Origin of the sequence: Sorangium sp. So ce1504, from assembly GCF_051521635.1 — a bacterium.
Taxonomy (GTDB): domain Bacteria; phylum Myxococcota_A; class Polyangia; order Polyangiales; family Polyangiaceae; genus Sorangium; species Sorangium cellulosum_B.
This window is the reverse complement of the sequence record NZ_CP150365.1, coordinates 8,675,522-8,700,752: the sequence shown is the minus strand read 5'-3', so window position 1 is coordinate 8,700,752 and position 25,231 is coordinate 8,675,522. Positions and strand designations below refer to the sequence as shown.

The following is a 25,231-nucleotide window of genomic DNA, read 5'->3' as shown; positions in this document are numbered from 1 at the left end:
GCGCAGCGACGCGTAACTGACCACGGGACAGTTACAGAACCCGGGCGCGTGGCCAAGCCAGGTGATCGCGCCGGAGGCCCCGGCGAGCCGCTCGGTGATGAAAAGAAGGGGCGCTCGGTCGCCCGCGTCACGGTCGCTCGGCGCTCGGGGCCGCCGCGCCTCCGGCGCGCGCGATCGCCCGCTACCGTGCTCTCCGCGCCTCGTGCGCGCGGGGAGGGAGGAGCGATGATCAGCTGCCCAATCGGCACGGAGGGTGAGCGCATCGACATCGCACCGACGGTGAGCGCTTCTCCCGCTTCCCGCTCGCGCGCGAACGAAGGTGTGGATGCATGGTATTGCAGGCGCGCACCCTTGCGCACTCTGGGCGCGAATCGCCTTTCATTTGTAAGGGTTGCAGCGACCTGTGCGAGGATGCTCCCCGCCATGGCACAACACAAAGATGGGTGCGCGCGGGGGCGCTCGTGGGCCGCGCCGCTGGCTGTAGGCGCGGCGCTCGGCGTCGCGCTCCTTCCGAGGAGCTCGTCCGCTCAGACGTGGACGGGCGGGCGGACGACGCCGGTGCTCGACGAGATCGTCGCGATCGACAGGACCGGGGAGCCGCGGTGGCCCTACGGCGAAGAGGACGTCGCGGGCGACGGCGAGACCTTCGACGCGCCGGAGCGATCGATCGACTTCCGCTCCGCGTACGCGGTCGCCGCCGACGGGCGGTTCTGGGTGCGCGGGTACGTGTCGGAGACGGCCGCGATCAGCGGGGAGGCGACGCTCTTCGTGTTCATCGACACCGACAGGAACCGGCAGACCGGCGGCACCGCCGCGACGGCGGGGATCGACGACCGGTTCACGAACGACGGGTCGCCGGGCGGCTACGAGGTCGTGCTCGGCGTGAAGGGCGACGGCACGCTCGTGAGGGTCTGGTCCTTCTCCGGGGCGTCGGGGCGGTACGAGCCCCTCGACGTGACGGACGCGCAGGTCGCGACCGAGGCAGGGACGGACCTCGACCCCCTGCTGATCAACGACGCGACGCGGGGGTACGCGCAGGCATCCATCGCGCTCGACATCGTGGGCGTCGGCGTGTCGTGCGAGGCGAACCTGTACTTCCGGTCGGTGAACGACGCGGCGGCGCTCGGGCCGGGCGATCTCGACATCGGCCTCTCCGCGCCGTGCGTGGCCGGCGATGCGGACGGCGACCGCGTGCCCGACGTGATCGTCCCGCCCTCCGGCTGCACGCGCGACGCGGACTGCGCCGGCAGGGGCATCTGCGTGGACGGCGACTGCATCCTGCCGGTGTCGTGCGTCGACGATGTCGACTGCGACGCGGACGAGGACTGCTCCGCGGACCACCGGTGCGTCCCCACGCCCGGGGACACCTGCACGTCGAACGCCCAGTGCGGCGACCTCGTGTGTGTCAGCGGGCAGTGCGGCCCGTGCTCGCCGGGCTCGTCCGAGTGCGGCGCGGACCTGCGCTGCGCGCCGACCGGGCGCTGCGTCGACGGCGGGGCGTCGAGCGGCGCGGGCGGCCCGGGCGAGCCGGATCTCCTGCCGGGTGATGCGGTCCAGGGCGGCGCCTGCGCCTGCGCGGCGGGGCCCGCGCCGTACGGAGGGGGAGCCCTGTCGCTGCTCGCCGCCGGCGGGCTCGCGCTCCGGTTGCGGAGGCGCCCGCGCCGCGGACCCGGAGCCGGCCGATGAAGCCGATGAAGAGGAGAACCATGCGCGCACCGATCCTCGCCGCCACCACCTGCGCTGCCTGCGCGGTCCTCGCCGCCGCGACGCCCGCGTCGGCGCAGAGCACGGACATCGACGTCGAGCGCTTCAAGCCGGCCGTCACCCACGACGCCTTCGTCGTCACGGAGGGCTCCGGCGTCCGCGAGCCCGGCGATCCATGGGCGTTCGGGCTGTTCCTGAACTACGCGCGCAACCCGCTGATCGTCGCGACGGGCGACGGCGAAGTGCGCAGCCAGATCGTGAGCGGCCGTCTGGGTGCCGATCTCATGGCGTCGGTCACGATCGCCGAGCCGTTCGCGCTCGGCCTCGACATCCCGTTCTTCCTCGCGCAGTCGGGCGAGGGCTCTCCGTCGTTCGCGGGCCTCGGCGACATCCGGCTCGTGCCGAAGCTGCGCCTGCTCGACGACCGCGACTCCATCGGCCTCGGTCTCGTGGCCGAGCTGCGCGTCCCGACGCACACAGGAGATTTCGCGGGCGGCGCGCGCAACGTCGTGTTCTGGCCGCGCATCGTGCTCGATCACCGGTTCGCGCCCGGCCTCAGGTTCGGCGTCAACGCGGGCGTCGCGATCCGCGAGGGGACGACGTACGCGAACGTCGAGGCGGCGAGCGAGCTGACGTACGCCGCGGCGCTCGGCTACCGCTTCGGCGGCATCGACGGCAAGGTCGAGATCGGCGCCGAGGCGAACGGCGGCATCGGCATCGCCGCGGACAACCTCAACGAGGAGGAGACGCCGCTCGAGGCGCTCGGTTACGTGAAGATCAACCCGAGCGAGGAGTGGGAGATCACCGCGGGCCCGGGGATCGGCGCGCTGGCCGGCTACGGCGTGCCGATCTTCCGCGTGTTCGCGGGCGTGAAGTACACGCCGACCTCGCACGACAGGGACCACGACGGCGTCGACGACGAGCGCGACCAGTGCCCCGACGTCCCGGAGGATCGTGACGCCGATTACGACAGCGACGGCTGCCCCGAGGAGGACGCCGACGACGATAAGGACGGCGTGCCGAACGCGGACGACGAGTGCCCGGACGAGAAGGAGACGATCAACGGCGTCGAGGATGACGACGGCTGCCCCGACAAGGGCGAGCCGCGGGTCGCGTACGAGCAGGGCGAGTTCGTGATCCGGGACACCATTCGCTTCCGGACCGGTTCGGCCGAGCTCGAGCCGGACTCGTACAGGACCCTGGACCAGGTGGCGCTCGTCATGAAGGCGAACCCCGAGATCGAGCGGCTGCGGGTGGAGGGGCACACGGACGAGACCGGCACGCCCGAGCTGAACCAGGAGCTGAGCGAGCAGCGCGCCGAGGCGGTCCGGAAGTACCTGATCCAGAAGGGCGTCAGCCCGGGCCGGCTCACCGCCGAGGGCTTCGGGTCGGACAGGCCGGTGGCCGAGGGCACCGACCCGGCGAGCCTCGCGAAGAACCGCCGCGTGGAGTTCGTGATCGACGAGTGAGGCGCGCCCGCCCGGGAGCGGCGCGTCGCGCCCTCCCGGGCACGGCGGCTGGCCCGCGGCGGGCCCGGCCGCCGCGGGCCAGCCGCCGTGGCGCTGGGCGCTGCCGGGCGTCAGAAGCGGCCGTGGATCGCCAGCCCGCCGCCGGTCGTGCCGACGGCAGGCGCGACAACGATCCGCGCCGCTGCGGGCTCCGTGTCGCCGAGCGACGTCACGAACAGCGCGACGCCGGCCGCGAGCCCGACCCCGCCGACGATGAAGCCGGCGGTGGACAGCTTCGCGGCGCTCTTGGCGTCCTCGACCAGCGCCACGCCGCGGGCGTCGCAGAGCGTCTCGGTCCGGCAGTGATCGTCCTGGGCCCGGTTCCACCGCGAGCTGGCGAGCAGCCCGAAGATCGAGCCGGTCACGACGCCGGCGACGCCGACGCCGCCTGCCACGAAGGAGAGGGTGCGGCGGGTGCCCGCGCCGCTGTCTCCGTCGCCGCCCGCGGCCGGCTGGAGCGGCGCAGCGAGCGGCCCGGGCTGCGCGCCGGGCGGCGGGGTCGCCGCGGTCGCCGCGGGGTCGTCCTCGAGCGGCGGGACCTCCACGGTGACGACCTGGCCGGGGCCGGCGGTCTGCGCCTCGACCGAGAACGGCTTCTTGCCGGGCGCGGTCGCCTCGACGCGGTGCTTGCCCGGATCGACGGGGAGCGGCGCGCCCCACGCGCCGGCGTCGAGGACAGCGCCGTTGCGCCTCACGACGAGGCCGTCCGCCGGCGTGGTCACCGTGATCGCGAGGCGCTCGAGCTTCTTCTCCAGATCGGCCGCGCGGCGGGTCGCCTTCGCCTCGCGGTCCGCCTGGCCGGCCCGGCTCGCCATGTCCGCCGCCTCGCGGAACGCCGCCCAGGCGCTCGCGGTGCGGCCGAGCCGCTCGAGGCAGTCCGCCAGGTTCCACTGGGTGCCGTAGCCCGGGTCCAGCCGCTGGCTCGCCGCGAACTTGGGGCAGGCATCGGCGAGCTTGCCCTGCGCGACGAGATCGCGCCCCTCGCGGAAGAGCGCCTCGGCCGCGGCCGCCTGGTCCGCGGACGGCTCCGCGCGGGCGACCCCCGCGGAGAGCGACAGGAGCGCGGCGACACACCACGCGACGCGGCTATTTCCTCGATGTCTCGTCATCGTCATTCCTCGGGGGCCTTTGGGGCGGCGGCCTGGCCGCAGACGGCCTCGGCGCGGGCGGGCGAGCGACGGCGCTCGCCGGCGCCGACGCGGCGGCGCGCGCGGTCGTCGCAGCGGAGGGCAGCGCCGCGGGCGTCGACGAGGCCGCGGCCGGCGGATCCACGGGCGTATCGGCGCGCGGCGGCTCGGCGCTGGCGGACGGCGTCGGCCTGGCCTCGACGCCGGCGGACGGAGGCGGCGGCTCGGTCTCGGCGCGCGCAGGCGGGGCCGGCTCGGCCGAGGGCGCGGGCGCGGCCAGCGGCGCGCTGCGCACCGCGAGGTAGACGCCCGCCCCGCCCGTGAGCGCAGCGGCCAGCACGCCGCCGGCGATCAGGGCGACGGGCGGGCGCGACGCCGGACGCTCGGGGCGGTTCGACAGCCGCACGCTCGTGGCGGGCGCCGTGGCCGACAGCGCATACGGTCCGGATTGCCCGCCTGACGAGCGCCCCGCGGCCTCGAATGGCGCGGCCGACGCGCGCGGCGGGGTCAGCGCAGCGCCGAACGGCGCGCTCGAGGCGTGCGGGGGGGCCGAGATGGCGCCGAACGACGCGCGCGACGCGCGCGTGGCGGCGTCGAGCGGCACGAGCATCGCCTCGACGATCGCCTCGCCGCCCGGCAGGAACGCGCGCAGCGCCGCCGCGAGCTCGCCGGCGCTCGCGGTGCGGCCCGCCGGATCGATCACCAGCGCCCGGTGCACCACGTGGGCGACCTCCGGCGGCACCCAGGGCGCGATCTCCTGGATCCAGCGCACCGGGGTCGTGCAGATGGCCAGGACGAGCTCTCCGAGGCCGGTCAGGTGCTCGTTGGGCCGATGGCCCGAGAGGGCGTGGTACAGGCTGATGCCGAGCGACCAGACGTCCGAGCGCGCGTCGATGGCGCCGCTGCCGCGCGCCTGCTCGGGCGACATGTAGAGGGGAGAGCCGAGGAGCGCGCCGCTCTTCGTCATCCCGCCGTTGCCGAGGCTGTTGTCCGTCACCTTGGCGACGCCGAAGTCGAGCACCTTGATCACGCGCTGGCCGCCCTGCTTTTTCGCGAGGAACAGGTTGGCCGGTTTGATGTCGCGGTGGACGATGCCGGCCTCGTGCGCGCGCTCGAGCCCCAGGCACGCCTGCAGCCCGATGCGGAGCGCGAGATCGACAGGGAGCGGGCCGAGCCGCTCGATGAGGGCCTGCACGTCCTCGCCCTCGAGGAACTCCATAGCGATGTACGGCGCGCCGGTCTCGCGGTCGCGCCCGGTGTCGAACACCTGCGCGATGTGCTCCGACTCGACCGCGCCGACCGCGCGCGCCTCGCGCTGGAAGCGGCGGACGAGCTCGTCGTCCGCGGCCTGGCCGAGGATGACCTTCACCGCGACGCGGCGGCCGGTGCCCGCGTGCCGGGCCTCGTAGACGGCGCCCATCCCGCCCTGGCCGAGCAGCCGGAGCATCGTGTAGCGGTCGTCGAGGGTTCGACCGATCATGGCGCGAGGCCCGGGCCATGGGCGCGCGGCGTCGACCGCGACCGCGCGCGCGAGACGTCCGTCCGGTCGAGGACCGACCGGCGGTCCGGCTGCCTGGGGGCGCCGGCGGCGGGCGCGTCGGCGATGCGGGAGGCGGCGGGAAGGGGAGGCCTCTTCACGGCCGCAGGCTAGAGCACCTCCAGCCCCGCGTCATCCCTCGCCGCAAACCTTGCACCAGGGCAACCTCACGAGCGTGTGGTGCGATGTCTCGAGCGTCGCGAGGTCCTGGATCAGGAACCTGCCCCCGAGCCTGGAGGGCGTGTACGCCGAGAGCACCTTGAGGGCCTCCATCGCCACGAGGTGGCCGAGCAGCTGACCCATCGTGCCGGCGTGCGGCGCGGGATCGGCCAGCGAGCGCGCCGCGGGCGAGGGGCTGAGCGCCTCGGTCGTCGCGCAGATCCGGCACGCCGTCTTCCCCGGGAAGACGAGGGGGCCCAGGACGGCCGTCGTCCCCGCGAGGTGCGAGAAGAGCGAGGCGATCGCTGCGCGATGGCCGAACCGCGCGACGCGCTCCAGGAGCTCCGCGTCGTCGCCGCGCACCGCCGCGACGAGGAGGTGAGGGCGCCCCTCCGGCGGGAGGAGGTCGTCGCCCTCCAGCGCTGCGGAGGAGCTCTCGTCCACCCGGCAGAGCGGCGCGTGCTCGCGGATCAGCGCGGCCACCGCGCCGCGGCGGGGCGCGCCGAGCGCCGCCTCCCCCCGCGCGCGGACCACCGCGACGTCGCGCGGGCCGACGGCGCCGCCGTCGATCAGGCGGAGCGCGGAGACGCCCGCCCCCGCGAGCGCCAGGGCGGCCGAGGCCCCCCAGGGCTCGAGGCCCACCACGAGCACGCGCGCGTTCGCGATCCGCTGCGCCGCCTGCTCCGGGGCCGACGACCACTTGCGGAGGAACTCGCGCTGCCCGCGGAGCCGCTCGCCGTCGGCGGACGGCGCCTCTGCGGGCACCGGCTCGACCAGCCCGCGCGCCTCGAGCAGGTCGAGGAACGCCGTCACGCTCTGCCGCGAGTAGTCCGCGAGCGCCTCGACGAGCGCCTCCCGGTCGCGCGACCCGTCGAGCAGCGGCACCATCCGCTCGACGAACGCGCTCACGTCCAGGCCGGTGAGCTGGAAGGTGCCGAGATCGGAGCGGAGGATGACGCCCACGTCGGTGGGCGTGATGCTGGCCGAGCGACTGAGTCGAATGCTGGGCATGGTGCTCTCCGACGCTTCTGGTTCAGGCACGCTAAGGGCCGTTCCGGCCCTCGGCCGGCGCGGGCTGACCGATGCAGACGATGTACAGGGTGTCTTCCTCCGCCGGCAGCGCCAGGAAGGTCTTGAGCTCCTCATCGTAAAATCCGCCGATCGCCACCGGGCCGAGGCCCATGGCCGTCGCGACGAGATAGAGGTTCTGGCCCAGGTGCCCTGCGTCCAGCCACAAGAAGCGATATCCGCGCTGGCCGTATTTCCACATCGTGCGGAACGGCACCGCCGTGATGATGACCACGACATTGGTGTTCAGGATCATGTCCTGACCCGCCGTGAGATCCACGAGCGTGGCGTGCGCGAGGCCTTCCCGGCGGAGCTCGAGCTCGTGCGCACGGGGGTCGTAGTGGTACAGGCCGTCCGGGACCCCATCGACGGCCTGCGTCGCGACATAGATCTCGAGCGGATACCGGCCGCCGGCCGAGGGCGCCGGGCGATCGCAGGTCCACGCCCCTTCGACGTTTCGCGTGCCACGGACGCCGTAGCTCGCGTGGAGGAGCCGCCCGAGCGCCTCGATGGACATCGGCCTGAGGGCGAACTCGCGATGCGACCGCCGCTGCTCCATCACCGCGCCGAGCGGGGCGTCGATCGCGAAATCGTGCCCGGGCAGCGGCGTGCGCGCCGAGCCGCCGTAGGTGCGGAAGTTGAGCGGCTGGAGATCCCCGTCGAACGGCGGCTCCAGCGGTCGCGACCTCACGTGGGAGGACTGGAGATGATAGAGCCGCGCAATGTCCGCCTCTTTGCTCCTTGCCATGGTGTCCTCTCTCAGGCCATCGGGTGAGGGTCAGGGTTGATGCCGTGGGGGGTCATCGAACGGAGACGCGGATTACCGAGCTGAGCGAGCTGGTGGCCGAAGTGGATCTGCTGGAAAGCGGGCCCGAGGGCCCGGGCGACACGGAACGGGGTCACCGCGAGGTCGGGCGACGTCACGTCCACGATCGCGATGCGCAGCCCCGCGGCCTGGACGCGCCGGGTGAGCTCGGACAGCGATACCTCCTCGGGCTCCTCGAGCTCGGCGGCGGTCACCGTGCTCCCCCCGCGGAGGAAGGCGAAGGCCGCGGCGCGGCTCGGGGGGAGGTAGTAGACCGCGTGATCCTCGAGCGTGAGCACGTCCTCCGGCCGCTCGGGGATGGCGACGTGTTCGCCCGTCATCAGGCGGAAGGCGTAATTGCCTATCTGGCCCTGCTCGAGGATGGCTTTCCGGATCGCGGTGAGGGGGCTCAGGTGGGCGGAGATCGAGACCACCGCGCCGGGCCACCGCTTGCCGTCGCCGTAACCGACGCACATCACCACGGGGACCGAGACGCCCGCGTCGAGCAGGTACAGCTCGATCCGGGCGCCGTGCTCCTCGAGCTGCCTCGCTATCTCGTGCAGCTCGGGGTCGAGCGAGTCGTCGGGCAAGATCCGCCGCCCGGGCCGGCGAGCGAGCCACGAGATCATGAACGCGTCGCGCTCGATGAGCTCGAGCGCGGCCCCCATCGACGCGCCCTCGAGCGTCGCGCCCGCGGCGAGCCCGTTCGAGGTCACCTGGCAGAAGTGGGCGTGGTGTCCTGCGCAGTAGCCGAAGTAGGTCGGGAGCGCCGGAACGTACACGGGCGCGCCGGTGTCCATCCAGCGCCCGAGGGCCCAGTCGATGGGCGCGGCCGGATCGACCCGCGCGTAGGGGAATCCGGGCTTTGCATACTGCTCCTCGCTATAGAGACAGAGCTGCTCCGGCGCGATGAAGTCGCCCTTCATGCCGGCGACCGAGGAGCGAAGGAGCTGCTTTCGGTCGACGAGCTCGGCAGAGTAGCGCTCGACCGCCTCGCCGGTCGCTCCGATCAGGGCCTCGACGGCTGTGACGCCCTTTCCGATGCCGGCCTGCGGCTCGCGCGAGCGGCGGGCGTGCGGCGAGCCGTCGGTGTACTCGCCGAGGAACGCCGTGGCCGTGACGCACGCCTCAGGGGCGAGCGCCGGGCTCGCCGCGTCCAGCGTGAGGCGGTGGACGATGCCCGCCCGCGCGTCGACGACGCCGGCGAGCATCCGCCGGAGCGCCGCGGGGTCGGGTGCGTCGCGTAGGTGTGCGCTCGCGCCCCGACGTGCGCTTCCGGTGCGGAGGGCCTCGGCGGCGCCGCCGCAGACCGCGCACCAGGGCATCTGCAGGACGGCGTGGAGCGACGCCTCCGGGTCAACAAGGCCCTGGACCATGAACCGTCCCGCGAGCCGCGACGCGGCTCGGTTCACCAGCAGATCGACGGCCGCAAGCGCAACGGCGTGGCCCAGGAACGCCGGCATCGGGGCGAGGTAGGTGCGCCCGCGGCGCTCCGGGCGCGCGGCGAGGAGCGACGCGTGGAGCGCGTGATCCGCCTCTGGCTGATTGCTGAGAGCGAGCCTCCGCAGGCGGCAGCAGTCCCAGCATGCGGTCTCGCCCGGCACGACGGCCGGTCCGATCACCGCCTCGAGCCCCTCGAGGTGCGCGCTGAGCGACAGGACGGACGCCGCGTGAGCGAAGCGGGCGACGCCCTGAAGGACGAGGAGATCATCGCCGGAGACGCAGGCGAGGATCAGGTCCCAGCCGGTGTCCTCCTGGACGATCGGGCGCTCCGCGGCGGCGAGCAGCGTCCCGGGCGTGACCGCGCAGCCGGGGGCGAGCCGCGACAGCGCCGTGGAGAGCGAGCGCGCTCGATCCTTTCCGAGATCCGCCTCGGCGAAGGGGCCGAGATCGTCGGCCGTGACCTCCCTGTCGTCGAGGACGTGGAGCGCGCCGACGCCCAGACACGCGAGCTCGGTGGCCGCGATGACGCCCCACGGTTCGAGCCCGACCATGAGGACGCGTGATCGCGCGAGCTTCTCGCGCGCCTCGGCCGGCGCTGGCGGGGCGGTCCCCTCGAGCGAGGGAGCGGTGGTCGCTGAGCTGGGCAGTTGAGTGGCCACGCGAGGTCTCCAGGAAAGCGCAGCGCGGCGGCGCTTCGACGAGCGGCCGTCCTGCACCTTCGGTAAAGAGGTCCAATCCCGGTGCTCGGGGAGCTGTGCCCCGACAAGCGAAGGAGAGAAGAAACTCGCGAACTCACCAGACCGCGCACCGTCGCGCGATCGTGGTGAGCCGGGGGAGACGGGAAGGTGCCTTTTTCGATCTCTCGCGCTCCTCGTCTCCCTCCAGGGCTCTATCGCTCGGCCTCGCCGGCCTCAGGGCTAGCTACAGTGGCCGCAACGACAACCGCCGCAACCGCCGCAGCCGCCGCAACGACAACCGCCGCAACGACAACCGCCGCAACGACAACCGCCGCAACCGCCGCAGCCGCCGCAGCCGCCGCAGCCGCCGCAACGGCAGTTATAACTGGCCGGAGCCGCTGTTGCCATGTTGTCCAGCCTGGCCGACAAATCGTCGATGGCGTTGCGCAGCTCCTTCACAGTCACGTCCAGATCTTTCGGAGAATTGTTTTCGATCTTCGAATCACTCATCGCAGAGCCTCCCACAAGTAGGTGAGGCACGCAAAGGGTCTTCGTCAATACGGTGGCTCGTCGCCGCGCGACGGAAGCTCGGTTAAACTCCCTATCATTCCAGGGCGCCCCGATCCGTGGACAGTACGAGAGATGCCGCCGCCAAAGGAGGGCGTTCACGGGCTCTTTTCTATCGCTCGCCCCACACCGGCGGCTCTTCCGGGTGGCCCGGATCGCCGCCGGAGCAGCAGAGAAGGCCGGAACAACATCGAGCGTTCCTCCCTGCGCTCCCTCCGTGTGCCCGGGCGGTTGGACTTCCGGGATAGGCCCTTCTGTCAAGCTCGCCTGCGATCTGGAGCCGTCCTCCGCTCGGGCCGGAGATGCCCAAGGGCCGTCGGGGACAAAGCGCCTCCCTCGAGCCGCCCGCCTCGATACGAACAATCCTGGATAACGCGGCACGCTGCATGCGCGCGTGCACCGCGCCGTGCGCGCCGCTTCATTCGATTGCTTTTGTGCGCTGTGTCCGGTACGCGGTCTGCCGCTTCTCGGGTGCTCCTGGCGCCCATCGATAACGGAGTGTCATGCGTCGTACTTCGCTCGGACTGGCGATGGGTCGTCTCGCTTTGTATATCGTCGCTGCGTCAACGTGGCTCGTAGGCTGCGGCGTCGCGGAGAGCCCCTCGACGCCCAGCGCGACGGAGGTGGGGTGTGCTGGCTGCACCGTGCTGAAGGGAGGCATGGTGTTCGACGGCACGCGCGCGGCCAGGGCAACGGTGGTGATCGAGGGCGACAGGGTGAAGCAGGTCGTCTTCGGCGACGCCGAGCCCCGCGTCGAGGCCGGGGGCGGCGAGGTCGTGGACGTCGCTGGCAAGACGGTCCTCCCCGGGCTCATCGATCTCCACGTCCACTCGCTGAGCGTCGCCGGGCCCTATGCTTATTATGACGGCGACCTCCACCTCGAGGACCACACGAAGGCGATGCTCCGGGCGGGCGTGACCTCGTACCTCGACCTCGGCTCATCCCAGCACGTCATCTTCGAGCAGCGATCGCGCATCGACGCCGGCGACCTCCTCGCGCCGCAGCTCTTCGCCGCCGGGCCCCTGCTCACGCCGACCGGAGGGCACCCCTGCTATCAAGGCAGCCCGCCCGGCGACTACTGCGTCTTCATCGACTCGCCCGCCGACGTCGACAAGGCCTTCGAGGCGCTCCTCCCGAGGGCACCCGATTTCATCAAGATCGTGCTCGAGGGGGGCGGATCGCTGCCGCTGCCGCGCCTGACGCGCCCGTCCGTGGCGGCGATCCAGGAGGCCGCCGCGGCCGCGGGTGTCCGGGTGATCGCCCACGCGACGGCGGCGTCGGACATCGAGGCCGCGCTCGACGGCGGCGTGACGCTCTTCGCGCACGTCCCGGACGAGGACCGAATCTCACCAGAGCTCGCGCGGAGGATGGCCGCTGCCGGGGCCGTCGTCGTCCCCACGCTCGCGGTGGCGGACGGCCTGTACCGCACGGCCCACGGAGCGCTGACCGAGCTCGACGACCCCGCCCTCGTCGATGACGTGCCGGTCGGCGTGATCGCGGCCCTGCGTGATCCCTCGTTGCTCGCGGAGCTCAGGACGGCGCATTTCCTGGAGCTCGTGAAGCGGCGGCGCGACCATGCGATCGCGAACCTCGTCACCTGCTACCAGGCCGGGGTCACGATCGCCGCCGGCACCGACGCCGGCAACCCGGGCGTCTTTCACGGGCTGAGCCTGCGCCGCGAGGTCGCGCTCCTCGTCGAGATCGGGATGCCGCCCCTCGAGGCGCTCGCCGCCGCCACGCGCCGCGCCGCGGACGTGCTCGGGCGGCCCGATCTCGGGCGCCTCGAGCGAGGGGCGCTCGCGGACGTGCTCGTGGTCGACGGCGATCCGCTCGCCGACGTCCGCGCGCTCGAGCGCGTGTCGCGCGTCTACAAGTCGGGCGTCCTCCTCGATCGCGAGGCGCTCGCGTTGCCGCGCAAGACGAGCCTCGCGCGGGAGCCCAGGACGGGCGCCGGCCCCGGCGAGACGTGCCTCGCCGCGTCGGAGTGCGCGCCCGCGCAGTCGTGCAACCCGGCCCAGGTCTGCGCCGCGACCTGCAGAGCCGCGTCGGAGTGCGCGCCGGGGAGCGCGTGTTTCCTCGATGGCGGCTCGTTCACAAGGGGGGCCTGCATCGACGGCGACGGCTGCGACCTCTTCGCGCAGGACTGCGACAACGGCGCTGCCTGCGTGTTCTGGGGCAACGGCTCGACGTCGTGCTGGAACGCGGGCGCGGGCTCGGACGGGCGGCCGTGCGACGCGTCGTTCGCGTGCGCGCCCGGCAGCATCTGCGACCCCTCGAACACCTGCAGAGCGCTCTGCGATCCGCGCGGTGAGCGCGCCGCGCCGTGCCCGAGCGGCGAGCGGTGCGTGGATCACACCGCGCTCGCAGGGCTCCCCGTGGGAACCTGCGAGCCGGCCGGGCGCCGCTGAGCGCGCGACGACGCCGGGCGCGCGATGACGCCGCGCGCGCTCAGCGCGACGCGAGCAGCCAGGCGATCACGCTCCCGATCATGAAGAACACGATGCCCGCGCCGGCGATCACGGCCCGCGAGGTCCGCCGCTCGATGAAGCTGGCCGCGGCCCGGAGGCTGGACGGGGCGGCGAGGGCGATGCCGCTGTCCGGCGCGCTCATCTTCTGGACGGCGGCGTCGAGCGCCACGAGCACGGCGCGCGCGTGGGGGAAGCGGTCGTCCGGGTCCTTGGCGAGCAGGCGCATCACGACCGCCTCCAGCGCGGGCGGGACGACGACGCCGGGGGAGCGCTCGGCGATCGGCGGCGGCACGGCCGACCGGTGCTGCGCGAACAGCGCCGACGGCTCGACCGCCGTGAAGGGGTGCTTGCCCGCGAGCATCTCATAGAGGATGACCCCGAGCGCGTAGAGGTCGGCCCGCCGGTCGACAGAGCGCATGCCGAGCGCCGCCTCGGGCGCCATGTACGCCACCGTGCCGAGCAGCACGCCGGCGTTCGTCAGCGAGCGGCGCGAGCCGTCGTCGGTGATGGAGAACTGCTCGATCGGCACCTTGGCGAGGCCGAAGTCGATGAGCAGGACGCGCTCCTCCGGCCCGTCGAGGACCATGACGTTGAGCGGCTTCACGTCCCTGTGCACGATCCCGAAGTCGTGCGCCGCGTTGAGCGCGCTCGCGAGCTGGCGCGCGATGTTCGTCGCGCGCAGCGGGGGGACGGGGCCCTGGTCGATGAGCTTCCGCAGCGTGATGCCGCGGATGAACTCCATCACCATGAACCACGCGCCGTCGTCGAGCTGGTTGATCTCGTAGACCGCCGCGACGTTCGGGTGGAAGATGTGGCGACCGGCGAGCGCCTCGCGCTCGAAGCGCTCGATGAGCTCCGGCAGCTCCTCGGCGTCCGGGTGGAGCACCTTGACGGCCACGTCCTCGCCGGTCGCGAGCTTCTTCGCCCTGAAGACGGCGGCGATGCCGCCCATCGCGACGAGCTCCTCGAGGCGATAGCGGTGGACGAGCGTGCGCCCGACGAACGTCATCGCGCGCTCTCGCGCCGCGGAGCTCGCCTGGCCTCCCGCGATGAACACGGACCCGCTCATGCGTTCGCGCCTCCAGGCCGAGCCTCGCGCGCGGCGTCGAGGAGGCCGCAGCGCAGGGCACGCACAGCCGCGCCGCGCGCTCCCCCGTGACCGCGCGCCACGCGGCGGAACAGCGGATCCACCCTGGATGACATCGTACGTTCACACACGCGGCGTCCGGAGGGTAGCGCCCCTGCGCGCCCAGCGCCATCTTCCCGGTTGGGCGCGGGGGCGAGGCGCTCGCGAGGGAGCGGGCGGGCGGCGCCGAGGCTGGATCTCACGAAGCGCGCGTGAGCCGAGCCTCCCGAGCGGCCTTCGAGAGATCGCACCCACCGCCGCGGCCGCGCGCGCTCTCTCGAGATTCCACCGCTCCGCCGTGATCGTGAGTCGCCAGGCTGCGCCGTCTCCTGCGCTGATGGCGCTGCCTCATCGTGTCTCCGGCCGGGGCGTGCGGAGACCCCTCATCGCCTGTGCCTCACGGCCGCGCGACGGGGAGCGCCGGCCGCACGAGGTGCAGAGTCGCGCCCGCGGCCCCGACGTGGCGAGAGCCCGTTGCGCGCTGGGCGGCGCTCGCCCGTCGCCGGCGGAGCGCGACCACTTGTCGGTAGATCCAGCGACATTGCCGGAGCTCCAGCCGCGTGCGCCTGCGCGGGGCGGCCGAACCAGCGCGCCCGCACGCCCGCGCGCGCCGGGGTCGAGCCTGCTGTCCTGCCACGAGCGCCCTCGCCCGCCGCATCGGCGTCATCCTCCTCCGGATCCGCACGAGGCGTGCCCGGTCGTGCGCGGACGAATTAGGTTTGAAAACACATCAAGTTCACAGATGCGTTTCTTCGACAGGCTCGTGTAGCCTGTATGGGTGGAGGTTTCCATGCACAGCACAATGCGTCGCACCGTTCTCCTCGGGCTCGTTTCCGGACTCGCCGTAGCAGCTTGCTCCACGCCTGAGGCATCGAACCTCTTCACTACCGGCGGGTCCGGTCCCGGGACCACGGCTTCCGCGGGAGGAGGCGAGGGCGGCGCGCCGGGCACGGGGGGCGCGGCGGGCGTCGGCGGCCAGGGCACCGGGGGCGAGCCGGGCGTGGGCGGAGCGACCGCGGGGAGCGGGGGGAGCGGGGGCGTGGGGCCCATCATCGACGAGCCGCCGGTCTGCGGGGACGTTTACGTCGATTGCGACGCGGATGCCGAGAACAGCTGTGAGGTCAACGTGACGAACGACGCCCTCCATTGCGGCACTTGCCCCGTCGACTGCGATGGCACCTGCCGGGACGGCACGTGCGTCCGCACCTCGATCCACATCTCGGGCCAGCAGGATCCGCTGTACCTCGCTGTTGCCAACGGCGTCGTGTTCTGGACCAACGGGGAGCAGGGCGTGGTCAGGCAGTGGACGCAGGGCGAAGCTGTCGCGATCAACATCGCCACCGCGCAGGTCCAGCCGGCCGATATCAAGGCCGACGCCACCCACGTCTTCTGGGCCAACCAGGGCGTGGCGGGCGAGAGCGACGGTCAGGTGATGAGGGCGCGGGTCGGCGGCCAGGAGGCGCCGGTGGCGATCGCCGCAGGGCAGCCCGATCCGTTCGGCGTGGCGATCGACGAAGAGTTCGTCTACTGGACGAACCGCGAGGACGGCGGCTCCGTGGTCCGCGCGCGGAAGGACTCGGACGGCAACGGGCCGTTCACCGTCATCTCGGACGGGGGCGGGACGACCCACGCCCTCGCGGTCGACGAGACGCACGTCTACTGGACCGTGCGCGACGAGCGCGGCATGGTGATGTCCGCGCCCAAGGACTCCACGGGCGAAGGCCCGTTCACCACGCTGGCGGCCGATCAAGGCCAGGTGCGCGAGATCGCCGTCGACGCGACGCACGTCTACTGGACGACCAGCAGGACCGGCAACGTGATGCGGGTGGCCAAGACCGGCGGAGAGCCGACGGTGATCGCGAGCGGCCGGGAGAACCCGAGGGGCATCGCCGCCGACGCGACGGGCGTTTACTGGACGGACCCCACCTCACCGAACGTCATGAGGATGCTGCCGAACGGCATCATCGGGGCCGTGGCGGCCGGCGAGCCGTCGCCCTACGGCATCGCCCTCGACGCGACCCGCGTCTACTGGACCAACGGACTCGGAACGAACGGCACCATCGTGAGCGCCCCGAAGTAGCGGTCTCGGGCGGCCAGCGCGCGCGGGATCGAGCACCCGAGGTCCGCGAGGATCCGAGGTCTCCGCGCGTCCTTCAGCGCCGCAGCGCCGCGCGCTCCGGGCGGTGGTCGATCGGAGCTCGCGGCGCTGCCTCGGCGACGATGTCGCGCGTGGAGGTCGCGGCTCCGCGTGCTACAAGCTCGCCCTGTGCTGCTCGAGACGTTCTCCGTCGGTCCGCTGGGGTGCAACTGCTCGATCCTCGTCGACCCTGTGAGCAAGGGCGCCGTGGTCATCGACCCCGGGGGCGATTTCGACAAGATCCGCGCGCGCGTCGAGCAGGCCGGGGCGAAGGTCGCGGCCATCGTGCACACGCACACCCATATCGATCACGTGGGCGCCACGGCGCCACTCCAGCGCTGGTCCGGCGCCGCGGCCCGCATTCACGAGGCCGACCGCTTCCTCTACGACATGCTCCCCGTCCAGGCGGCGATGCTGGGCATTGCGCTGCCGGAGCGGTGCGAGGTCGACGGCGACCTGAACGACGGCGCGGTCGTGAAGGCGGGCGGGCTCGATCTGCACGTGCTCCACACGCCGGGGCACACGCCGGGCAGCGTCTCGTTCCTGGTGCTCGCGGAGACGGGCGCCGTCGCGTTCACGGGGGACACCCTGTTCCGGCGCAGCATCGGCCGGACCGATCTGTGGGGTGGCGACTCGCGGGCGATCGTCTCATCCATCCGGGGCAAGCTGCTCACGCTCGATCCGTCGACCCGGGTCGTCACCGGACACGGCCCCTCCACGACGATCGGCGAGGAGCGCGACAGAAATCCCTTTTTGCGGTCGTGACGCGCCGCCCGCCTGCTCGCGCGCTCGCGCACTCGCTTGCGCGCTCGCTTATCCACGTCGCCGCGGTGCTTTCTCGCGAGAAAGTGCTTGCATCCCGCCAGGATTCTTTCGAAAAATGCCGCGCGACGATGACGCGCGTCGGCCCACTCGAGCCGGGTCGACCGCTGTCCGCCGCAGAAGTCGAGCACGATGAGCACCGAAAGCGCGCCTGCCACGAAGGTCGATCTCGAGATCCTAGCCACGCCGCATCCCCTCGGCGACGCGGAGCGCGCGCAGCGCATGCAGAACCCTGGCTTCGGGCGCGTGTTCACGGAGCACATGGTCGTGATCCCGTACGCGGCGGACAGGGGCTGGCTCCGGGGGCAGATCCGGCCGTACGCGCCGATCACGCTCGATCCTGCGGCGATGGTGCTGCATTACGGTCAGGCGATCTTCGAGGGCTTCAAGGCCTATCGGCAGCCGGACGGGCGCATCAAGACGTTCCGGCCGGAGGCGAACGCGCGCCGCTTCAATAGCTCTGCCCGCCGATTGGCGATGCCGGAGATGCCGGTTGATCTGTTCGTCGGCGCGGTCGACGCCCTGATCCGCCAGGATCGCGCATGGGTCCCCTCGCCCGTGGGCGAGAGCCTGTATATCCGACCGTTGATGTTCGCCACCGAGGTGGCGCTCGGGGTGAGGGCGTCCCGCGACTACGATTTCCTGGTGATCGCGTCGCCTGCGGCCGCGTATTTCCCTCAGGGCGTCAAGCCGGTGACGGTCTGGATCTCGGAGGATTTCGTCCGGGCGGCGCCGGGCGGCACGGGCGCAGCCAAGTTTGCGGGCAACTACGCCGCGAGCCTGCTCGCGCAGATGAACGCCGCGGCCGAGGGCTGCGCGCAGGTGGTCTGGCTCGATGCCGTCCAGCGCAGCGTCGTCGAGGAGATGGGGGGAATGAACATCTTCTTCGTCTACGAGGAGCGGGGGCGCCCCGTGATCGTGACCCCCGAGCTGACAGGCACGCTCCTGCCGGGCATCACCCGCGACAGCATCATCCAGCTCGCTCGGGATTTCGGCTATGCCGCGGAGGAGCGCAGGGTCACCTTCGACGAGTGGCGCGCGGCGGTGCGCGAGGGCCGCATGACCGAGGCGTTCGCGTGCGGGACGGCCGCGGTCATCACGCCCATCGGCGCCGTGAAGTCCCGCGAGGGGACCTTCTCCATCCACGACAACGAGACGGGCCCCGTGGCGGCGCGCTTCCGCGAGGCGCTGCTCGACATCCAGCACGGCCTCGCGCCCGATCGCCACGGCTGGATGCACGACGTGGTCTGACCGGCTGACCGGGCGCGTCCCGCTCTACTGCGCCGCCGGTGGGCGCTTGGACTTCGCCGTCAGCCCATATTCGTGCAGGCGGTACTGGATGGTGCGTATGCTGATGTCCAGGAGCTCGGCCGCGCGCGTCGTCGAGCCGTTCGTCGCCTCGAGCGTCGACAGGATGGCATAGCGCTCTATCTCCGCCATGGTGGCGCCCGGGATCCGCAGGGCCCCCTTGGCGACCGGCGCCGCGTCGATGGGGAGGTGCTCCGCGTCGATGCGCGCGTCGTCGCACAGGACGACCGCCCGCTCGATCGCGTTCTCGAGCTCCCGCACGTTCCCCGGCCACCGGTGCGCGATGAGCTTCGCCCGGGCCTCGTCGGTGAACCCCTCGATCTTGCGGTGGTTCTCCGCCGCGAACCGGCGCAGGAAGTGATTCGCCAGGAGCAGCACGTCGGTGTCGCGGATGCGCAGCGGCGGCATGTCGATGTGGACGACGTTGAGCCGGTAATAGAGGTCCTCCCGGAAGTGGCCCTCCTGCACCGCCGCCGCGAGATCGCGGTTCGTGGCCGCGACGAGCCGCACGTCGATGGTCACGGCGTCGTTCCCGCCGACGCGCTCGAACGTCCTCTCCTGGAGGACGCGGAGCAGCTTCACCTGCGTCGAGGGGGCGATCTCGCCGACCTCGTCGAGGAAGAGCGTCCCGCCGTGCGCCTGCTCGAACCGCCCGATGCGCCGCTTGTCGGCGCCGGTGAACGCGCCGCGCTCGTGGCCGAACAGCTCGCTCTCGAGCAGGGACTCCGCGAGCGCCGCGCAGTGCAGCGTCACGAAGGGCCCTTTGGCGCGCGAGCCCTTCGCGTGGATCGCGCGCGCGAGCTCGCCCTTGCCCGTGCCGCTCTCGCCGGTGATGAGCACCGTCGCCCGCGCGCCGGCCACCTGCCGGGCCATCCGGTAGACCTTCTGCATCGCCGGGCTCGTCCCGATGAGCCCCTCCACGCCCTCGCCCTGGCGCTCTCGCAGCTGCCGGCGGAGGTTCTCCGCCTCGACCCGGAGCGCGCTCCGCTCGAGGGCGCGCTCCAGCGTGAGGAGGAGCGCGTCGAAGTCGACCGGCTTCGTCAGGTAATCCTCGGCCCCCGCCCGCATCGCCAGCACCGCCGAGGTCACGTCCCCGAACGCGGTGACGACGATCACCGGCAGCGCCGGATCCTGCTCGCGCAGCTTCCCGAGCAGCGCCACCCCATCCATCCTCGGCATCTTCAGATCCGTGATGACGACGTCCGGCGGCCGCTCCGCCGCGACCTCGACCGCCTCGACGCCGTCCGCCGCCGCGTCGACGGTATAACCCTCCTGGCGCAACAGCTTTTCCAGCCCCGAGCGCGCGCTCGCCTCGTCGTCCACGACGAGCACCCTCGAGCTCTGCCTCTTCTCAGCGTTCATATCGTTCCTTCCGAACATACCGTGTCCGCGAGGCGCTGCGACACTCGTTCGGCGGAGGCGCGGCCGCGCGCGGATCGAGGGGGCCGGCGGGAGGGCCGCGCCGGGGCAGGCGACGGGCGCCGCAGCCGTTGCACGCGGGCGCAAGCCGTTCGCCGGGCCTGGCGCGCCCCCTGCTCAGGCCGGGGGAGGGAAGGGGGAGCTCGGCCGCGTGGCGCGCGAGGCGCCGGAGAGCGCCGCGTCCGCGGTGGCGCGGAGCTCGTCGCTCAGGGCGATGTAGTCGATCGGCTTCGTGTGCACAACCGCCGCGGGCTCCAGCCCTCGCCCGAGGCGCGCCACGAGGTCGGGATACCCGGTGAAGAAGAACAGCGGGAGATCCGGCCGGAGCGATCTCGCGTAGCGCGCGACCGCGATTCCATCGGCGTGGGGCATCCGGAAATCGGTCACCAGGATGTCCGGGATCGGACGGCGGGCCAGCCGCGCGATGGCGAGCGCGCCGTTCGTGGCCAGCTCCACCCGGAAGCCGTCCTCTTCGAGCAGGCGCTCGAGGAGGCGAGCGCTCTGCACGTCGTCGTCCACGAGCAGGATCAGCGGTTGTTCGGTGCTGCGCGGTTCCACGCCCCGATCTCTACCAAGTTGCGTGCCAGCCCTGGAGCTGCAGTCGCGCGCGGCCAGGAGAGCGGCGGAGGTCAGCCGGAGCGGCGCAGCGGGAGCGTCACGCGGAAGAGCGTCCTCCCCGGGCGGCTCTGGAACTCGATGGTCCCCTCGTGATCGGTGACGATGCGGTGAGCGATCGCCAGCCCGAGCCCGGTGCCGTTCGGCTTCGTCGAGAAGAACGGATCGAAGATCGGCGCGTCCGGGCTCGCGATCCCGGGGCCGTCGTCCTCCACCTCGACGACGGCGTGGCGCGGCTGCCGCCGCGCGCGGAGGGTGACCGTGCCGCCTCCGGCCGCGTCCACCGCCTCGATCGCGTTGCGGAGCAGGTTCAGCAGGACCTGCTCGATCTTCGCGGGATCGAGGTCGAGCACGATGTCGGTCGAGGGCAAGTCGACCTTCACCGCGGCCTGCGCGCCGGCGCCGTCCGACGACGCCGCGACGCGCGCCGCCCGCTCGCAGAGCGGGACGACGGGCGTCGGCCGGAGGTACAGCGGCTGCGGCCGGGCGAAGTCCAGGAACTCGCTGACGAGCGCCGAGAGGCGGCGGATCTCGTCGCGGACGACCTGGATCGCCTCCAGCGTGTCCGGGTCCTTCAGGCCGGCGCGCGCGAGCCCCCGCTCGAGGAAGGTCACGTGGAGCTGCGCGCCGTTCAGCGGGTTCCTGATCTCGTGCGCGAGGCCCGCCGCGAGGGTCCCCACCGCGGCGAGCTTCTCGCTCTGGCGCACGCGCGCGGCGAGCGCGTTCTCGTCGGTCGTGTCCTGCCCGATCGCGAACAGCACCACCTCGTCGTCGGCCGCGGAAGGGGCGTACGCGAGCTGCCAGCGCAGATCGCGGATCTTGCCGGCGCGCGTGCGCACGATGCTCTCCAGCAGATCGACGCTGGGGCGGCGGCCCGCGGCGACGTCCTCCACGAGCGCGCCGTGATCCGCGCGGATCTCCTCGGGGAGGAGCGCCTCGACGAACGGCACCCCGAGCACGTCCTCGCGGGCGAGCCCCGTGATCCGCTCCGCTTCCCGGTTGAAGAGCCGCACGATCGCCTGCGCGTCGAGGCCCACGACGAGGACGCGGGCCAGCTCGACCGCGCTCTTGTACCGGTGCTCCGTGCGCGCGAGCGTGCGGCCGACCTCCTCGCGGTCCAGGCGCTCGGCGCGCTGCGCGCGCGCGAGGAAGTCGTCGCGGTACGTCTCGAGCATGATGGCGAGCTCGAGATCGAGCACCTTGCTCACCGCCGCCCTGACCGGGATCACCTCCGCGCCGAGCGCGCCCTGGGCGATCTCGTGGAACGCGAGCCGGATGAGCGTCATCGCCGTGAACATGTACCGCTGGGGGAGGCCCACCCGGACGTGGATCCGCCCGATCTTCGCGCTCTCGTCGAAGTACGCGCCGTCGTAGGGCCCCGTGCAGATGCGCGTCATCCAGCGGACGAGCGATCGCTTGAGCCGCTCCACCTGCTCCTCGCCGGTGAAGACGTCGTGCGCGCCCTCGTGCTCGCGGATGCGATCGTAGAACTCGTCGGCGATGCGGGGGAAGTGCGGCTCCGCGTGTGCGCGGAGCACGGCGAGCCAGCGCTCGTCCTGCTCGCTGAAGCGGACGTACCGCTTGATCTCGTCGAAGAGCGTCTCCTGCGCGGGCACGGTCACCGTGTCTATCACGGCCCCGCCCCCGCCGAGGCGGACCAGGATCTCGCGCGCTCGAGCAGCGCCGCGAGCGCCGCCTCGTCCTCGCCGCCGCGCGCGACGAGCTCCGGCGCGAGCGGCGCCTCGTAGTCGGCGCCCGCGCCCGGGAGCGCGCCGATCTCCCCGGCGCCGGCCGCGTGGTAGAGGCCCTTCGGGTCGCGCTCCCTGCAGGTAGCCGGCGCGACGTCCACGTAGACCTCGATGAGCCGCGGCGCGAGCGCGCGGGCGCGCTCCCGGTAGGCGCGGCGGTGCGCCGTCGCCGCCACGATCACGATCGGCCCCTGGCGCGCGAGCAGCGCCGCGAGGCGCGCGAGCGTCTCGTAGAAATCGTCGCGAGCGCGCGGGTCGTAGCCGGGCCGCGGGACCAGCGCGTCGCGCACCTCGTCCCCGTCGAGGAGGCAGCTCGCCCGCCCCTCGCCGAGCAGCGCCCGGTGCGCCCGCGCGGCCAGCGTGGATTTGCCCGACGACGGGAGCCCCGTGATCCAGACGACCCCGCCGCTCACGCGAAGAGCCCCTCGGCGTCGTCCGGATCGAAGCGCGGGGCGTCGAGGGCGCGCTCCACGAAGGAGAGCAGCGCGTCCCTCGCCCGCGCCGTGACCGCGGGGTACCACCCGGGGTTGGCCAGCACGAGCGCGCGCCACGCGAGGAACGGCGCCGCCACGTCGAGCAGCCCCGCGGAGCCGCTCCAGCCGAGGTAGACCTCCCAGAGCCGCCGCCACAGCGCGCGGAAGCCGCCCTCCCACGCACCAGGCGCGTCCAGCGCGAAGAAGACGTAATTGATGGCGAGGCAGGTGACGTCGTCCGCGGGATCGCCCTGGGATCCGCGGCTCGTGTCGAGCAGCGCGAGCCGCGACGACCCGTCGAACACGATGTTGAACGGGTGGAAATCGCCGTGCGTGCGCGCGAGCCGGCGGTCCATGCCGCGGAGCTTCCATCGCCACGCCACGCAGCGCCGCTCGATGGCCTGGAGCCGCTCGGGCGGCGCGCCGGGCACGTCGTCCGGATAGCCGTCGATGATGCCGAAGATGCCTTCACCGTGGCCCACGAGATCGCGCACCGCGCGGCGGTAGCTGCCCGGCTGGGCGCCGGGCGCCGCGTGGAGCGCGATCAGGTACCTGGCGAGCGCCTCGCAGCGCGCCAGATCCTCGGGGCCCGCGCGGCGCTCGCTGGCGATCCGGCGCAGATCCGTCGCGTAGACCTGCCCTTCCGCGTACGTGGTGAGGAGATAGAACTCGCCGGCGTCGCGCAGCGACACGAGGCGATGGTCGTGGGTCAGCGCGCCGACGTCGACGACCTCGACGTGCGCCGGGATCGATCCTGCGGTGTCGAAGGCGAGCAGCGCCTCCGCCGCCCGATCCGATCGCCGGTCGTGTCCGAACGGGTCCGCCGTCGACGTGTGCAGGACCAGCCGCTGCTTCGAGCCATCCGGCCTCATCACCGTGATCCGGCGGGGGACGCCGTAGCCGGCGGACTTCTCGGTCCGATCGTGGTTCGAGCCGGCATCCGGCCCCAGCGTGGCGATCTCGACGACCTGCGCGCCCGGCACGACGGCCTCGACGAGCTGGCGTATCGGGCGCGAGAGATCGGTCTCGGACAGGGCTGCCTGCGCGCGCATGGTCTCCTCGAGGGGGGCGGGGTGAGATCCCGACGGGGGCGTCGGATCCGCGAGAGCGGCAAGAAGCAGGCCGCCCCGCCGATGCGCCGGGCCCTACCGCCGGGGGCCATGGCCGGCGCACTTCGTCGGCCGGGGCCGGCGGCGGTGGGCGCTGGCAGCGCCGGGCGGGCTCGCAGGACCTGCGTCACCGCGCGAGGCCTGCGCCGTCCCGTGTCGATCGTCGATGTGTGGAGCGGCGTAGTCTCTCGGCGAGCGACGTGTTCCTGGTGGGGTCGCTCGCCGGGCCCTGGATGTCCAGCTAGTAGGGGCCTACTTGGCCGGCCACTGGTCCTTGGGGAGGTCCTTGTAGACGTCCTCGACCTTGTGGAAGCCGTCCGCGATCACCGTCGCGGCGAGGTTGTCCTTGTCCACGGCGACCGGCGTGATGAGCACGCTCGGGACGTCCTTCTTGCCGTTGTTGACCGTCTGCGTCTTCTCGCCGACGGGCTCCTTCTTCGCCAGCTTGACGGCGAGCTCGGCGGCCTTCTCGGCGAGCAGCTTGAGCGGCTTGTAGACGGTCATGTTCTGGGTGCCGGCCGCGATCCGCTGGCAGGCGGCGAGCTCGGCGTCCTGGCCCGAGACGCCGACCTTGCCGGCGAGCTTCTGCTCGCCGAGGGCCTGGACCGCCGCGCCCGCGAGCCCGTCGTTCGACGCCACGACCGCCGTGACGTTGTTGTTGTTCTTGGTGAGGGCGTTCTCGGTGATCTTGAGCGCCTCGACCGGCTGCCAGTCCTTGGCCCACTGGTCCGCCACCGTCTTGATGTCGCCCTTGTCGATGAGCGGCTTCAGGATGTTCATCTGCCCTTCGCGGAAGAGCTTCGCGTTGTTGTCGGTCGGGGAGCCGCCGATGAGGATGTAGTTCCCCTTCGGGAACTTCTTCACGAGCGCCTCGGCCTGGAGCTCGCCCACCTTGACGTTGTCGAAGGACACGTAAAGGTCCACGTCGGAGTCGAGGATCAGCCTGTCGTACGCGATGACGGGCACCTTCTGCTTGTGCGCCGACTCGACGATGGTGGCGGTCGTCTTGGCGTTGTGGGGCACGACCACGAGCACGTCGACGCCCTGCGTGAGCAGGTTCTCCGCCTGCGAGTTCTGGAGGGCGTCGTCGCTGTTCGCGGACTGCACGAGCACCTGAGCGCCGAGCGCCTCGGCCTTCGCCTTGAACAGGTCGCGGTCGCGCTGCCACCGCTCCTCCTTGAGGGTATCCATGGAGAAGCCGATCGTGATCTTGTCTTTCTTCTTCTCCGGACCCTTGGTTTCCGCACCCTTGGCGGCTGTTGCCTCGGGCTTGTTCGCGCTCGCGCCGCCTTCAGACTCCGGCTTCGAGCAGCCGGCCGAGAACGCGAGCGAGAACAACGCCATGAGAAAGGTGGAGCGACGAATCAAGGTGACCTCCGCGTGAGATGAATGGGATAGGGGCTCTGTTATG

The 25,231-nt window shown here is 72.4% G+C and carries 18 protein-coding genes; 6 read left to right on the top strand and 12 right to left on the bottom strand.

Going from position 1 to position 25,231, the window contains the following annotated elements:
* Positions 1-423 precede the first annotated feature (423 nt).
* Both WMF39_RS32705 and WMF39_RS32700 read left to right on the top strand, forming a co-directional pair.
* Positions 424-1,686, top strand: a complete 1,263-nt coding sequence (locus WMF39_RS32705; protein ID WP_437740396.1) for a hypothetical protein — start codon at positions 424-426, stop codon at positions 1,684-1,686.
* A gap of 20 nt (positions 1,687-1,706) precedes the next feature.
* Positions 1,707-3,173 carry an OmpA family protein gene (locus WMF39_RS32700; RefSeq protein WP_437740395.1) on the top strand — a complete coding sequence of 489 codons (1,467 nt, stop codon included), beginning with the start codon at positions 1,707-1,709 and terminating at the stop codon, positions 3,171-3,173.
* A gap of 110 nt (positions 3,174-3,283) precedes the next feature.
* On the opposite strand, the gene WMF39_RS32695 is transcribed toward WMF39_RS32700, so the two are convergent.
* From WMF39_RS32695 to WMF39_RS32675, 5 genes are all read right to left on the bottom strand, one after another.
* Positions 3,284-4,321: a hypothetical protein gene (locus WMF39_RS32695; RefSeq protein WP_437740394.1), complete on the bottom strand. Its 1,038-nt coding sequence runs from the start codon at positions 4,319-4,321 to the stop codon at positions 3,284-3,286.
* Positions 4,299-5,819 carry a protein kinase domain-containing protein gene (locus WMF39_RS32690; RefSeq protein ID WP_437740393.1) on the bottom strand — a complete coding sequence of 507 codons (1,521 nt, stop codon included), beginning with the start codon at positions 5,817-5,819 and terminating at the stop codon, positions 4,299-4,301. Before WMF39_RS32690 ends, WMF39_RS32695 begins: the two co-directional genes overlap by 23 nt.
* Before the next feature lie 189 nt (positions 5,820-6,008).
* Entirely contained in the window at positions 6,009-7,046 is a 1,038-nt protein-coding gene (locus WMF39_RS32685) for a TOMM precursor leader peptide-binding protein (RefSeq protein WP_437740392.1), read from the bottom strand.
* Positions 7,047-7,077: 31 nt separating this feature from the next.
* A complete protein-coding gene (locus WMF39_RS32680) occupies positions 7,078-7,851 on the bottom strand; it encodes a SagB/ThcOx family dehydrogenase (protein ID WP_437740391.1) in 774 nt (257 codons plus the stop codon).
* Positions 7,852-7,862: 11 nt separating this feature from the next.
* Positions 7,863-10,010 (bottom strand): TOMM precursor leader peptide-binding protein, encoded by a 2,148-nt coding sequence (locus tag WMF39_RS32675; protein ID WP_437740390.1) that lies wholly within the window; start codon positions 10,008-10,010, stop codon positions 7,863-7,865.
* A gap of 1,229 nt (positions 10,011-11,239) precedes the next feature.
* Between WMF39_RS32675 and WMF39_RS32670 the strand changes: the two genes are divergently transcribed.
* Positions 11,240-13,003, top strand: a complete 1,764-nt coding sequence (locus WMF39_RS32670) for an amidohydrolase family protein (protein ID WP_437740389.1) — start codon at positions 11,240-11,242, stop codon at positions 13,001-13,003.
* Positions 13,004-13,043: 40 nt separating this feature from the next.
* Here the strand turns inward: WMF39_RS32670 and WMF39_RS32665 are convergent, their stop codons facing one another.
* Positions 13,044-14,132, bottom strand: a complete 1,089-nt coding sequence (locus tag WMF39_RS32665) for a serine/threonine-protein kinase (RefSeq protein ID WP_437740388.1) — start codon at positions 14,130-14,132, stop codon at positions 13,044-13,046.
* A gap of 859 nt (positions 14,133-14,991) precedes the next feature.
* Between WMF39_RS32665 and WMF39_RS32660 the strand changes: the two genes are divergently transcribed.
* The 3 genes from WMF39_RS32660 to WMF39_RS32650 all read left to right on the top strand — a co-directional run bounded on the left by WMF39_RS32660 (position 14,992) and on the right by WMF39_RS32650 (position 18,399).
* Entirely contained in the window at positions 14,992-16,269 is a 1,278-nt protein-coding gene (locus WMF39_RS32660) for a hypothetical protein (protein ID WP_437740387.1), read from the top strand.
* Positions 16,270-16,455: 186 nt separating this feature from the next.
* Entirely contained in the window at positions 16,456-17,091 is a 636-nt protein-coding gene (locus WMF39_RS32655; RefSeq protein ID WP_437324003.1) for an MBL fold metallo-hydrolase, read from the top strand.
* A gap of 189 nt (positions 17,092-17,280) precedes the next feature.
* Positions 17,281-18,399, top strand: coding sequence for a branched-chain amino acid aminotransferase (locus WMF39_RS32650; protein ID WP_437740386.1), 1,119 nt, complete (start codon positions 17,281-17,283; stop codon positions 18,397-18,399).
* A 24-nt stretch (positions 18,400-18,423) separates the two neighbouring features.
* On the opposite strand, the gene WMF39_RS32645 is transcribed toward WMF39_RS32650, so the two are convergent.
* The 6 genes from WMF39_RS32645 to xylF all read right to left on the bottom strand — a co-directional run bounded on the left by WMF39_RS32645 (position 18,424) and on the right by xylF (position 25,164).
* Positions 18,424-19,818: a sigma-54-dependent transcriptional regulator gene (locus WMF39_RS32645; protein ID WP_437740385.1), complete on the bottom strand. Its 1,395-nt coding sequence runs from the start codon at positions 19,816-19,818 to the stop codon at positions 18,424-18,426.
* 174 nt (positions 19,819-19,992) lie between these two features.
* On the bottom strand, positions 19,993-20,433 hold the full coding sequence (locus tag WMF39_RS32640) for a response regulator (protein WP_437740384.1): 441 nt from the start codon (positions 20,431-20,433) through the stop codon (positions 19,993-19,995).
* Positions 20,434-20,504: 71 nt separating this feature from the next.
* Positions 20,505-22,106: a protoglobin domain-containing protein gene (locus WMF39_RS32635; RefSeq protein ID WP_437740383.1), complete on the bottom strand. Its 1,602-nt coding sequence runs from the start codon at positions 22,104-22,106 to the stop codon at positions 20,505-20,507.
* Between the two features lie 14 nt (positions 22,107-22,120).
* The gene (locus WMF39_RS32630; protein ID WP_437740382.1) at positions 22,121-22,651 is read right to left on the bottom strand and encodes an adenylyl-sulfate kinase; all 531 of its coding nucleotides are present in this window, start codon (positions 22,649-22,651) and stop codon (positions 22,121-22,123) included.
* Positions 22,648-23,763, bottom strand: a complete 1,116-nt coding sequence (locus tag WMF39_RS32625) for an aminoglycoside phosphotransferase family protein (protein WP_437740381.1) — start codon at positions 23,761-23,763, stop codon at positions 22,648-22,650. The genes WMF39_RS32630 and WMF39_RS32625 overlap by 4 nt, the downstream gene beginning before the upstream one ends.
* A gap of 309 nt (positions 23,764-24,072) precedes the next feature.
* Positions 24,073-25,164: a D-xylose ABC transporter substrate-binding protein gene (xylF, locus tag WMF39_RS32620; RefSeq protein WP_437748055.1), complete on the bottom strand. Its 1,092-nt coding sequence runs from the start codon at positions 25,162-25,164 to the stop codon at positions 24,073-24,075.
* Positions 25,165-25,231 lie beyond the last annotated feature (67 nt).

Excerpts from the sequence above, each read along its gene's own strand:
- WMF39_RS32645 (WP_437740385.1), bottom strand. The coding sequence starts at position 19,818 with ATGAACGCTGAGAAGAGGCAGAGCTCGAGGGTGCTCGTCGTGGACGAC.
- WMF39_RS32650 (WP_437740386.1), top strand. The coding sequence starts at position 17,281 with ATGAGCACCGAAAGCGCGCCTGCCACGAAGGTCGATCTCGAGATCCTA.
- WMF39_RS32625 (WP_437740381.1), bottom strand. The coding sequence starts at position 23,763 with ATGCGCGCGCAGGCAGCCCTGTCCGAGACCGATCTCTCGCGCCCGATA.
- WMF39_RS32680 (WP_437740391.1), bottom strand. The coding sequence starts at position 7,851 with ATGGCAAGGAGCAAAGAGGCGGACATTGCGCGGCTCTATCATCTCCAG.
- WMF39_RS32700 (WP_437740395.1), top strand. The coding sequence starts at position 1,707 with ATGCGCGCACCGATCCTCGCCGCCACCACCTGCGCTGCCTGCGCGGTC.
- WMF39_RS32665 (WP_437740388.1), bottom strand. The coding sequence starts at position 14,132 with ATGAGCGGGTCCGTGTTCATCGCGGGAGGCCAGGCGAGCTCCGCGGCG.
- WMF39_RS32695 (WP_437740394.1), bottom strand. The coding sequence starts at position 4,321 with ATGACGAGACATCGAGGAAATAGCCGCGTCGCGTGGTGTGTCGCCGCG.
- WMF39_RS32705 (WP_437740396.1), top strand. The coding sequence starts at position 424 with ATGGCACAACACAAAGATGGGTGCGCGCGGGGGCGCTCGTGGGCCGCG.
- WMF39_RS32685 (WP_437740392.1), bottom strand. The coding sequence starts at position 7,046 with ATGCCCAGCATTCGACTCAGTCGCTCGGCCAGCATCACGCCCACCGAC.
- xylF (WP_437748055.1), bottom strand. The coding sequence starts at position 25,164 with ATGGCGTTGTTCTCGCTCGCGTTCTCGGCCGGCTGCTCGAAGCCGGAG.
- WMF39_RS32660 (WP_437740387.1), top strand. The coding sequence starts at position 14,992 with ATGCGTCGCACCGTTCTCCTCGGGCTCGTTTCCGGACTCGCCGTAGCA.
- WMF39_RS32690 (WP_437740393.1), bottom strand. The coding sequence starts at position 5,819 with ATGATCGGTCGAACCCTCGACGACCGCTACACGATGCTCCGGCTGCTC.